We start from the raw sequence: 10,296 nt of genomic DNA on the forward strand, positions 1-10,296 counted from the left end.
AGGAGAGCTTTTCTCCTTGACCTTTGTTCTAGGTCAAGATTAACCGAGAGCCGTGGCCGGGAGCCGATGATCGTGGGAGCGGCATCTTGCCGCGAAAGTAAACGGGTCCCAGCAACGAAGGAAGAGCCCAAAGCCGTGGCCTCCAGCCGAAACGGGCATCGTGACCGTAGCCGTAGCCGATAATCGTGGGAGGGGCATGTTGCCGCGAAAGTGAACGGGTCCCAGCAACGAAGGAAGAGCCGCAAGCCGTGGCCGAGCACCGAAACGGGCATCGTAACCGTCGCCGTAGCCGAGCTCCCCGGGCGGAGTTGCAGGTACAATCGCCTCAGAGCTTTAATTTACGAAAAGCGCAGCCTGCTTCTCTTGGATTGACAAGGATTGCCCTGCCGCTTAATATCATCATCTGGCCAGCTCTTCTTTGCCTCCTCGTTTGTTTTCCTGGCGGCACTTGTACCCTATAAGTCTCCCTCGGAGGAAGCCGATGAAAGGTTTTTTTTACGCCGACAGTGTGGCAGTAGTGGGGGTTTCACCGTCCCCTACAAATCTCGCTCGAGCCATTGTGTTCCACCTCGTTGAATTCGACTACAGTGGTACGGTCTACCTGGTAGGTCCTCGAGGCGGCTCTTTTATGGGGCACAAGATCTACAGGACCGTGGAGGAGATCCCTGACTCGGTGGACCTGGCAGTACTTCTTACCCCGGCGCACACCCTGCCCGAAATTGTCGCCTCCTGCGGCCGCAAGGGCATAAAACGATTCATTATAGAGTCGGCTGGTTTTCGCGAACTTGGTGAAGATCGTCTGGGCCTGGAACAGGAAATTCTCTCCCTGGTCAACAAATATGGCATGAGGTTTATTGGCCCCAATTGCATAGGCATCATCAACAAGGAGAATGGCCTGGCAGTTCCTTTCATGCCTTTCCGCAACGAGTTCAATGTCGGCCGCCTTTCCATCATCAGCCAGAGCGGCGGCGTAGGCGGCGCGCTCCTCAACGCTCTGGCAGCCGAGGGTTTGGGCTTCAACAAATTCGCCTCTATAGGAAACAAGCTCAATACCGACGAAAACGATCTTCTCGAATATTTCCTCGAGGATGAGGGGACCGGCGCGGTGTTTCTCTATCTCGAAGGAATCAGCGATGGCCGTCGTCTCATGGAGCTGGCATTCCAGGCGAAAAAGCCCATCCTGGCGTGTATGGCAAATACTACCGAGGCAAGCGCCCACATTGCCCGGTCGCACACTGCTTCTCTCTCCTCTGCTGAAGAGGTGGTGCAGGCCGCCTTTCAACAGTGCGGCATCCAGAGGTTCGTGGACATGCGCTCCGCCATGGACATGATCAAGGCCTGTCATCTGCCAGCTGTTCGAGGGGATCGACTGGCGGTTGTCTCTCGCTCCGGAGGGCACGCCGTGGTTGCCGCAGACGCAGCAGCCACTTATGGCTTCCAGCTGCCGCCCTATCCAGAAGAGCTGCTCCACCAGGTGGAGAGCAGATTGCGAGCCAAGGTAATTCGTCTCGGCAATCCCATGGATCTCGGCGATCTCTTCGATTTCGACCTGTTTGAAAGCATCGTCCGCAACACCCTTGCTAGAGACGATATTGACGCCATGCTCATGGTGTACAACTACAACGGTGTTTTTTTCCAGGACGAAAGCCGCATGGTGGTGGGTGCTGTCAAGGAAGTCTGCCTGGAGATGCAGAAGCCGCTGGCACTGTGTGTGGTCACCACAGATGAGGAGTTCCGAGTCAATCGTAAAAGGCATGCCGGTTTTCCTCTGTTCAGTGAACCCAGGGAGGCTGCCCATGCCCTGGCCTTTTCTCGGGATATACACAGCAGAAAGATTTTCACTTTTGCTGAAGCAGAAGAATTTGCAGTTGACGGCAACAGTGCTCGGCAGCTTCTAGGAGCAGCTGTGCTGCGAGGGGCCAGGCAGCTGAGCATGATGGAAGCTTTTCGACTGCTCTCCTGTTATGGCATTGCCGTGGTTCCGTGGGCCGCGGCCAGCAGCAGCGAAGAGGCGGTTGCCTGTGCCAGAGACCTGGGCTTTCCCGTGGCCATGAAGGTAATGGTTGAAACAATCGTGCACAAGTCAGATGTTGGCGGCGTCCTCCTGCACCTGACATCTGAAGATGAGGTCCGCGCTGCCTACGACCATCTTGTTAATCTTGCGAAAGAGTACGGGGGTGCAGGCGCAGAACCTGCAGTGCTGCTGCAGCAAATGGTGGCAGGAGGTATTGAGGTCATTGTGGGCGGCAAGAGAGACCATAATTTCGGTCCGCTTGTTCTCTTCGGGCTTGGCGGCATCTATGTTGAGGTGCTCGGAGACGTATGCCTGCGCATTGCCCCGGTTGCCCGGGCTGAGGCGGAGAGAATGGTGCAAGAGATCCGGGGCTACAGAATTTTGCAAGGGGTGAGAGGCGAGCCAGCCGCCCATGTGGAGGCAATAGTCGAGACTATCCAGCGCGTATCCCAGCTTCTCATGGATCTGCCGGAAATTCAAGAGATGGATATCAATCCCTTGAAGGTCTTTCCCGAGGGCCAGGGTTGCTCGGCAGTGGATTGCAGAATCATTCTCTCGCCAGCACAGAGCGGCCGCTGACAGGTCCCGCAGGGAAATTCTCACCAGGGGGCCATAGCCGGTTTTTTCAGGACATCTTCTCCTGGACTCAGTCGATCTTGCGCAGGATAATATCTTGACCTTTTTTGAGAATTTGAAATGTATCCCCCTGGCGAAAGCCCAGTTTTTCAAGCAGCAGAGCCCTGGTCAGGGTGATGCTGCCACTCTGACCAATGCTCCGTCTGTAGCCCGTGTCCACGGTTCTTGCCGGCTTGCTGCTTTTTTTTCTGGGAAGCATTAAATCCGGAATTTCGCCAAGCTGGCGGAGTCCTCGAATATAGAGGTCCTGAACCTGGCTCTTCATTTTTATGCCGAAGATCCTCTGTATCTCTTCCAGAGATTTCCCTTTTTGGACTTCCATGGCCACTGTTTTGGGATCAACTGGAGGAGGGCCGGCCACTACCATGAATCTGTCCTCCATGGGTAATATGGTACTGTGATTATTAGAAAATAGACGATTAGAAATAAGGAAGGATCAACAATCTCGCCACCATTACCTGGTTTCATTTTACTGACATTTCAGAGAATGTCAATCCTGCGCCGCCTGTAGTTTTCCCATACCCGAGTTATGGCTTCTGAGCTGAACACTCCCTGCTGCGCAGCCTTTCCTGCCGTCACACTAAGACAGCTTTTCTTCTTGACCTTTGTTCTAGGTCAAGATTGGCCGAAAGCCGTTGCCGGCAGCCGAAACGGGCCTCGTAACCGTAACCGTAGCCGAACTCTTCAACGGAGCTGTTACTCTCTCTGCGAGTCTGTGCTAACATAAAGCGACTGGTAAATTGGCAACTTTTTTCTGGTCCGGAGAGATCAGATGTGCTTTGATGTCGTCTTGAAATGGAGAGTTTTGCTGGCTGTCAGCGGCATAATTGTCTTTGTGCTCCTCTCAGGCTGCCACAGTTTACCGCAGCCGCAGTCGACGCCTCCGGCAGAAGAGAGATGGGTGTGCCCGGAGTTTGCTGATCTTCCCATGCGCCAGGATAGAATGGCAGAAGCGATCAGCAACCACTTGAAAGTGTTGGCCTCGGACCCTGATAATGCTCTTGCTTACTATCATCTTGGCTACTGCTGGGGCCGAATTGGAGATCACCAGGAGGAAGTTGTCGCCTATCTGCGGGCAGTTGATCTTGGACTGCAAAGGGAAGATCTCTACTACAATCTCGGCATGGCCTGGGCAGAACTGGGAGCTTACGACCGCGCCGAGCAGGCTCTCGAGAAGGCTGTTGCCATGGCGCCTGACAACGGAGAGAATCATCGCGCCCTGGGCATGGTGTATTTTCGGCAGCATTATTTTGCCGAGGCCGTTGAAGCATGTAGGCGGGCTACTGAACTGGAGCCTGCTGCTCCAGAAAGCTGGCACTGTCTGGCCCTCTCTCTGGCCGCTGCAGGAGAAGTCGAGCAGGCGCGCCGCGCCCTGGAACGGCTGCTGCAGTTGGAAGGCAACTACCCTTTAGAAAAGGCGCTTCGCGATCTGCGGACTCCCGCAGGAGAAAGGCACTGACTTCTACCGCCTGTGACAGGAAGCAATGAACATGGACGATATGGCACACATATTTGCCAGGGTTGAAGAGAAAAAGCAGGACTATGTCCGCTATGGCTTCAGCCGCCTCCAGGACAGCGCCCTCAAAACCTTCTTTGATCTCGCCCAGGAGTTCGATCTGCTGGAGGACCTTTATAGAGTCTGTGTGGTTGTGCCCAAATCATACTTTTCCCTCAGCACAGGGCTCTATCTATTCGACCGCAATAGAGAAAACATGGTGCTGGTCTGCACCAGTGAAAAGGGATTTCTCGGAGAGCCAGACAAGCTGGCTCCAGCCGAGCTGCAACCCCGCGACGAGAGCTTTCTGCAGGACAATTCCCTCTATACCCCCATCCGCGGCAAAGTGGTTTCTGCCAGCAGCGACAGGGAGATGCCCGAGCACGAACTCCTCGGTATGCTGGAGATACAACCAGGCAACCGCTTGTCGGAAAAGGAGAAATTCTACTTTCAAAAATATGCCAATCGCATTGGCTATGCCCTTTCCAATAAATTTCTCAGCCAGCGCAACATAGAGCACCTCAAATTTATTAACGCCCTGGTAGCCGACATTGAGCACAATGTCATAGTGCCAAACATGGTTTATCGGTTGTTCCTGCGTCGGTTGGAGGCAAAGATCAAGAAGAACCAGGAGCTGGAAGGAGTGTTGGCCGAGTTGCTTGCCGGGGCCACTGAAGTAGACCAGGCAAAGCGTCAGAGGGTAATGGCAGAACTGGAAGAGGTGAATCGCGGTTTGAACGAGGAATTTAGCAACATTGACAAGCACTATCGCAATATCAGCCTTTTTCTGGAGAGCCTGTTTCGGAAGAGCCACTTTCAGGAAGGCCGCTTCATTCCCCGCACCAGAAGGTGCAATTTCAAAAAGGAGATCATAGACCCGCAGCTGGAACGTTTTGAAAGCCGTTTTCAGGCCAGGGGCATCACCATCGACAGTCAACCCGGCGGGGTGCCGGATGAGGCCATCGAGGCCGTTGTGGATGTGGGCCTCATTTCCCAGGTGTTTGCCAATTTGCTCTCCAACGCCCTGAAGTACACCAGAACCGTGCAGGACAAGGACGGCAAAGCAAGAAAGTTCATTACATTTGGTCGTGAGATTCTCAAAGACTACTTTGGGCCAGGTAAAGACGGCATAAAGTTCAATGTCTTCAGCAGCGGACCGCACATCAGCCCGGAAGAGCGTGAGCGCGTGTTCGAGGAGGGCTACCGCGGCAGCGACTCGGGTGGAGAGCCGGGTACAGGTCATGGCCTCAGTTTTGTGAAGAAGGTTGTGGAAATCCACGGCGGAGTCGCCGGGTACGAACCACAAGAATTGGGAAACAATTTCTATATCATCCTGCCAAAGTAAAGCTTCCTCGAGATCTATTCCCACATGAAGGAGAAGAAATGGAAATAGCCATTCGCGAAGAACAGATGGGCGAGACAGCGGCAGATGCTTTGATCCTCTTCCATTTTGCAGACAGCGAGGTCCTGCTCGAAAGTACAGCAAGGGCGGACGAGTTGAGCAGCGGTCTGGTAAAGCGAATTCTAGAGTCGGGAGACTTCAAAGGAGAGCATCTCGAGTGTGTGTGCTCCTTCGTGCACGGCCGGCTGAAAATTGACCGCCTGATTCTTGTGGGGCTTGGCAAGAGGGAGGAGTTTACGGTTCAGCGATTGAAGGAAGCCGTGGCTGTGGCGCTGAAATATTCCAGGGAGAGAAGACTGAGCACTGTGGCAGTGCCGGTTATTGAGCAGGCAGATTTTCCAGCGCCTGTTACTGATGTGGCTGAGGCATGCGTACTGGGCGGCTTGCTGGGAAGCTACCAGTTCACCGAACTTCGCACCGCCAAGAAAGAGGAGGTCAGAGAGCTCAAAAGTCTTGTCTTGCTGGCTGAACGCCGGAACAGAGACTTGCAGGCGGTGGTGCAAAGGGCTGAGGCTCTGGCAGCAGGAGTGTACCTGACCCGGAATCTTGTTACCCTGCCCGCCAACATGGCAACGCCGCGTATTCTAGCCAACTGGGCTCGAGAAGTAGCAGAGCAGGGCAGGATGTCGTTTCGGGTGATAGAGATGGAGGAAGCGCGGCAGCTCGGCATGGGCGCTTTTCTGGCTGTGGCCCAGGGTAGTGAAGAGCCCGGGCTCATGGTGGAGATGGACTATCAGCCATCAGGGGCAGCCGAGCCGCCTGTGGTGCTGGTCGGGAAAGGCATTACCTTCGACAGCGGCGGCATTTCCATCAAGCCTGCCAAACGCATGGAAATGATGAAGCATGACATGGCCGGTGCAGGGGCGGTAATCGGTGTGATGAAGATTGTTGCAGATCTGCAGCTGCCGCTGCGGGTAGTGGCCCTGATCCCCTGCACTGAAAATCTGCCCAGCGGCAAGGCGTACAAGCCAGGTGACGTGATCCGCTCCCTGAGCGGCCAGACCATTGAGGTTATCAGTACGGACGCTGAGGGGCGCTTGGTGCTCGCCGACGCCATATGTTATGCGGAGCGCTTTCGGCCGCAGGCCATTGTGGACATTGCCACCCTCACCGGCGCCTGCATTGTGGCTCTTGGAAACGGCGTCACCGGCATCATGGGAAACAATGACAATCTTATTGCCCGGGTACAGGAAGCAGCAGAAAAAAGCGGTGAAAAGGTGTGGCAGCTTCCTCTGTGGGACAGCTATTTTGATCTGCTCAAAAGCGACATTACAGACATGAAAAACGTGGGCGGCCGTGAAGCAGGAGCCATTACAGGCGGTATTTTTCTGAAGCAGTTTGTTCCAGAGAAGGTGCCCTGGGTACACCTGGACATCGCAGGTTCTGCCTGGGAAGAGAAAGATAAGCCTCTTGTTCCCAAAGGCGCCACAGGTGTACCCGTGCAGATGCTGGCGAAGCTTCTCTGTGACTGGCAGCCGCTCGGCCAGTGAAAGACCGGGCCTCTTATGGCCGACTCTCTTCGGCGGCCGCCATCTTGGCGCCGAACAACTCCTGCAGCTCATCGCTGACGATGGTTTCTTTTTCCAGGAGTTTTTGAGCGAGTCTTTCCAGCAGCTCGCGCTTTTCCGTGAGGATGGCTCGCACCCGCTCGTGGGCTTCATTCATGAGTCTGGCTATCTCAGCGTCGATTTCCTGAGCAGTATTTTCACTGTATTCTTTGCCCGGCACAAAGCCTGTGTCCAGAAACATGGGCCGTTTTTCTCTGGCGTAGGTGACCAGGCCAAGCTTCTCGCTCATGCCGTATTCAGTGACCATGCTGCGGGCGATGTCGGTGGCGCGCTGCAGGTCGTTCTGAGCACCGGTGGAGACATCACCAAACACCAGCTCTTCGGCCACCCGGCCTCCGAGAAGCACGCAGAGGCGGTCCAGCAATTCTTCTCTGGTCATAAGATAGCGGTCTTCGGTGGGCAGCTGCTGGGTGTACCCCAGAGCGGCAATACCTCGCGGAATGATGCTGACCTTGTTCACCGGGTCCGCTGTGGGGACGCTCATGGCTACCAGGGCATGGCCGCTCTCGTGGTAGGCCACAATCTTCTTCTCCTGCTCGTTCATCATGCGGTTCTTTTTCTCCAGGCCGCCAATGATCCGGTCGATGGCATCCTGGAATTCTGCCATACCCACGCTGTTCTTGTTTCTCCTGGCCGAGAGCAGGGCTGCTTCGTTTACCAGGTTGGCCAGATCAGCACCCACAAATCCGGGAGTGAGGGCGGCGACTTTGCTGAGGTCAACGTCTGGACCAAGCTTCACCTCTCTGGTGTGAATCTTGAGGATTGCCTCGCGGCCGCGAAGATCTGGCCGGTCAATAGCCACATGACGGTCGAAGCGACCGGGACGTAGAAGTGCTGGATCGAGGATTTCGGGACGGTTGGTGGCAGCCATGATAATAACGCCGGCGTTGGCGTCGAAGCCGTCCATCTCTACCAGCATCTGGTTGAGGGTCTGTTCTCGCTCGTCGTGCCCTCCCATGGGATTTATACCCCTGGCCTTGCCGAGGGCATCCAGTTCGTCTACGAAAATAATGCACGGGGCCTGTTGTTTGGCCTGTCCGAACAGGTCCCGAACTCTGGCTGCTCCTACACCCACGAACATCTCCACAAAATCCGAGCCGCTGATGCTGAAAAAGGGCACCCCAGATTCACCCGCCACCGCTTTGGCCAGCAGAGTCTTGCCGGTTCCAGGTGCACCCACGAGGAGTACACCTTTGGGAATCTTGCCCCCCAGGCGGGTAAACTTTTCCGGGGTCTTGAGAAATTCGACAATTTCTTCCAGCTCCTGTTTGGCCTCGTCAATGCCGGCCACATCCTTGAAGGTGGTCTGCACTTCACGCTCTGCATATATCTTGGCACGCGCCTTTCCCACGGAGAGCACCCCCTGGGGCCCGCCTGCCATACGGCCCAGAAGCAGCCGCCAGACCAGAATGAACACGGCAAGAGGTATGACCCAGGAGAGCAGAGCAGCGAGCCACTTGCTTTCTACGATGCCGGTGTAGCTGATATTTTTTTCATCCAGCAGTTTAACCAGTTCAGGGTCGTCAACCCTCACAGTGACGAAAGGTCTATCTTTCTTGCCTTCCCTGTCTACCGTAAGAATGCCCGTGATTTGCTGCGGCTTCAAAACCAGGTCTTTGACCTTGCCTTCCTTGACATATTGCTTGAACTGCGAATACTTTATAGTGTTTATCTGGCTGGCAATGATGTAGTCGTGTATCAGCGTGAAAAGCAGAAATGCCATGATAAAATACCAGATGGAGAAATGAACTTTGCGGCGAGTGGGGTCTCCTTTTGGGAGATAGTCGCCGAATGAAGATTTGATTTTGTCTAGAAAATTGCCATCTTGGTCTGTGGACGACCTCTTTGCCACTTCAACCTCCTCCTTTTTTTTGGGAACTATGGAGCAATAATGCTGTCGCTTGGTCCCTCTTTTGTTAGATATTTTCTTAAAAAATAAGCATTCAATTTCGGATGTCCATGCTTTTCTGGTGAATAGTTTACAACCTGATGGCAAGAGGCAGGAGCGCCGTGCGAGGTACGCGGTGCATAGTGCATGGCGGGAGATTCGATGCAAGATGAGGCGTTTTCATCCCGGGTAATGCTGAGACCTTGTTTTTTTGATTTGCTGAAAGCCATATGGGGGGACGGCGGGAATGGCTGTGGAGCAAAGAGCATAGTCGCAAATTTCAGGCAGCCGCCGTTGGCCTCTGGGAATGCCATGATTTCATGTCAACCTCGGCTCTTATCCTGGCGGGTATATTTTTTCATTATCTCTCGGAATATTATGAGTTTCTGGACATCCTGCGTTCCTTCACCCAGGGACGATGCCCAGGCGTCCATGGGGCATTTGTGCACCGGATGCTTCTGGATTACTGAGGCGGCGGTATGGAGAGGTCCATGGCACCTCCTGGTCAAATGGTCTCTGTTAACATGTAACATATGTTGGACATGCAGGCGAGAATTTGTCTGCAGAGAGCAGGCGTAGCTGGTTGAAGCGAGGTGTGCTGCCACAGCGGCGGGAATATGTCACTGAGGTCAAAACGCCCTTGCCCGGGTGTTTAATGATGCACCGTGGCCTGCAGCCAGGCTCTTGCCACGAGCCATTTTTCTGGTTATCTTGCGCGCTGAAAAATAGAGTACTTCGCTGTGAGGTGTGGTTATGAGTGAACTGATGGAGTGCATGTGTCAGGAATGCGGCATCTCTCATTACCTTCCGGAAGATACGATTACTCTGGAAGACCCTGCCAACAGTGAGGTAAGGCTGCTGAGCGGCATCTTTGTCTGTTCAGAATGTGGCGGGGCTCTGGCATTGATTGGCAAAGCAGGGGACGAGCCTTCCTACAGACTCGAAGAGTTTACCCCTGTCGCTGCTCATTCGGTAGCCGCAACCTTTAGGTTGCGTCTGCGGCCATAATTACAATGGTGCCATGGCGCAAATATTTTTCGGAATGGATATCGGCACAGGACAAACACAGGCTGAAGCTTACAACACCACATGGTTGCCGCGCATCCTTTTCCCTGCCAAAACGGATTTCCGGCAACCTCCTGTGCCTTGCGCCATGTGCCCTGCACCTTATTCACCGATAACTGACAACCAATGATCAGAAAAAGTGCCTCTGGTACAGGTGAAAGATCTCTGCCTCTTCATCTTCGTGCAGCAGGCGGAGCGGTTTCACTCCCTCTTTGCAGAGATAGTTCA

8 protein-coding genes are annotated in these 10,296 nt (G+C 54.3%); 5 read left to right on the top strand and 3 right to left on the bottom strand.

The annotated features are described in order from the left end of the window. Nucleotides 1-481: 481 nt before the first annotated feature. Nucleotides 482-2,593, top strand: coding sequence for an acetate--CoA ligase family protein (locus tag JRI89_14890; GenBank protein MBW2072525.1), 2,112 nt, complete (start codon nucleotides 482-484; stop codon nucleotides 2,591-2,593). Between the two features lie 67 nt (nucleotides 2,594-2,660). On the opposite strand, the gene JRI89_14895 is transcribed toward JRI89_14890, so the two are convergent. Next, a complete protein-coding gene (locus JRI89_14895) occupies nucleotides 2,661-3,017 on the bottom strand; it encodes a hypothetical protein (GenBank protein ID MBW2072526.1) in 357 nt (118 codons plus the stop codon). Between the two features lie 405 nt (nucleotides 3,018-3,422). On the opposite strand from JRI89_14895, the gene JRI89_14900 reads away from it, so the two are divergent. The 3 genes from JRI89_14900 to JRI89_14910 are packed head-to-tail and all read left to right on the top strand — an operon-like array spanning nucleotide 3,423 to nucleotide 7,037. After that, on the top strand, nucleotides 3,423-4,109 hold the full coding sequence (locus JRI89_14900) for a tetratricopeptide repeat protein (protein MBW2072527.1): 687 nt from the start codon (nucleotides 3,423-3,425) through the stop codon (nucleotides 4,107-4,109). A gap of 31 nt (nucleotides 4,110-4,140) precedes the next feature. Beyond that, nucleotides 4,141-5,490, top strand: coding sequence for a sensor histidine kinase (locus JRI89_14905; GenBank protein MBW2072528.1), 1,350 nt, complete (start codon nucleotides 4,141-4,143; stop codon nucleotides 5,488-5,490). Between the two features lie 38 nt (nucleotides 5,491-5,528). Beyond that, nucleotides 5,529-7,037, top strand: coding sequence for a leucyl aminopeptidase (locus tag JRI89_14910; protein MBW2072529.1), 1,509 nt, complete (start codon nucleotides 5,529-5,531; stop codon nucleotides 7,035-7,037). A gap of 13 nt (nucleotides 7,038-7,050) precedes the next feature. Here the strand turns inward: JRI89_14910 and ftsH are convergent, their stop codons facing one another. Both ftsH and JRI89_14920 read right to left on the bottom strand, forming a co-directional pair. Further along, the gene (ftsH, locus tag JRI89_14915) at nucleotides 7,051-8,838 is read right to left on the bottom strand and encodes an ATP-dependent zinc metalloprotease FtsH (protein ID MBW2072530.1); all 1,788 of its coding nucleotides are present in this window, start codon (nucleotides 8,836-8,838) and stop codon (nucleotides 7,051-7,053) included. Between the two features lie 155 nt (nucleotides 8,839-8,993). Further along, on the bottom strand, nucleotides 8,994-9,317 hold the full coding sequence (locus JRI89_14920; protein ID MBW2072531.1) for a hypothetical protein: 324 nt from the start codon (nucleotides 9,315-9,317) through the stop codon (nucleotides 8,994-8,996). Nucleotides 9,318-9,756: 439 nt separating this feature from the next. On the opposite strand from JRI89_14920, the gene JRI89_14925 reads away from it, so the two are divergent. Continuing rightward, complete coding sequence (locus JRI89_14925; GenBank protein MBW2072532.1) at nucleotides 9,757-10,011, top strand: hypothetical protein; 255 nt, start codon at nucleotides 9,757-9,759, stop codon at nucleotides 10,009-10,011. Nucleotides 10,012-10,296: the final 285 nt, after the last annotated feature.

Source organism: Deltaproteobacteria bacterium (assembly GCA_019309045.1).
Taxonomy (GTDB): domain Bacteria; phylum Desulfobacterota; class Syntrophobacteria; order BM002; family BM002; genus JAFDGZ01.

Coding starts and splice junctions, on each gene's coding strand:
- JRI89_14895 (MBW2072526.1), bottom strand. CDS start 3,017: ATGGTAGTGGCCGGCCCTCCTCCAGTTGATCCCAAAACAGTGGCCATG.
- ftsH (MBW2072530.1), bottom strand. CDS start 8,838: ATGGCATTTCTGCTTTTCACGCTGATACACGACTACATCATTGCCAGC.
- JRI89_14890 (MBW2072525.1), top strand. CDS start 482: ATGAAAGGTTTTTTTTACGCCGACAGTGTGGCAGTAGTGGGGGTTTCA.
- JRI89_14920 (MBW2072531.1), bottom strand. CDS start 9,317: ATGGCATTCCCAGAGGCCAACGGCGGCTGCCTGAAATTTGCGACTATG.
- JRI89_14900 (MBW2072527.1), top strand. CDS start 3,423: ATGTGCTTTGATGTCGTCTTGAAATGGAGAGTTTTGCTGGCTGTCAGC.
- JRI89_14910 (MBW2072529.1), top strand. CDS start 5,529: ATGGAAATAGCCATTCGCGAAGAACAGATGGGCGAGACAGCGGCAGAT.
- JRI89_14925 (MBW2072532.1), top strand. CDS start 9,757: ATGAGTGAACTGATGGAGTGCATGTGTCAGGAATGCGGCATCTCTCAT.
- JRI89_14905 (MBW2072528.1), top strand. CDS start 4,141: ATGGACGATATGGCACACATATTTGCCAGGGTTGAAGAGAAAAAGCAG.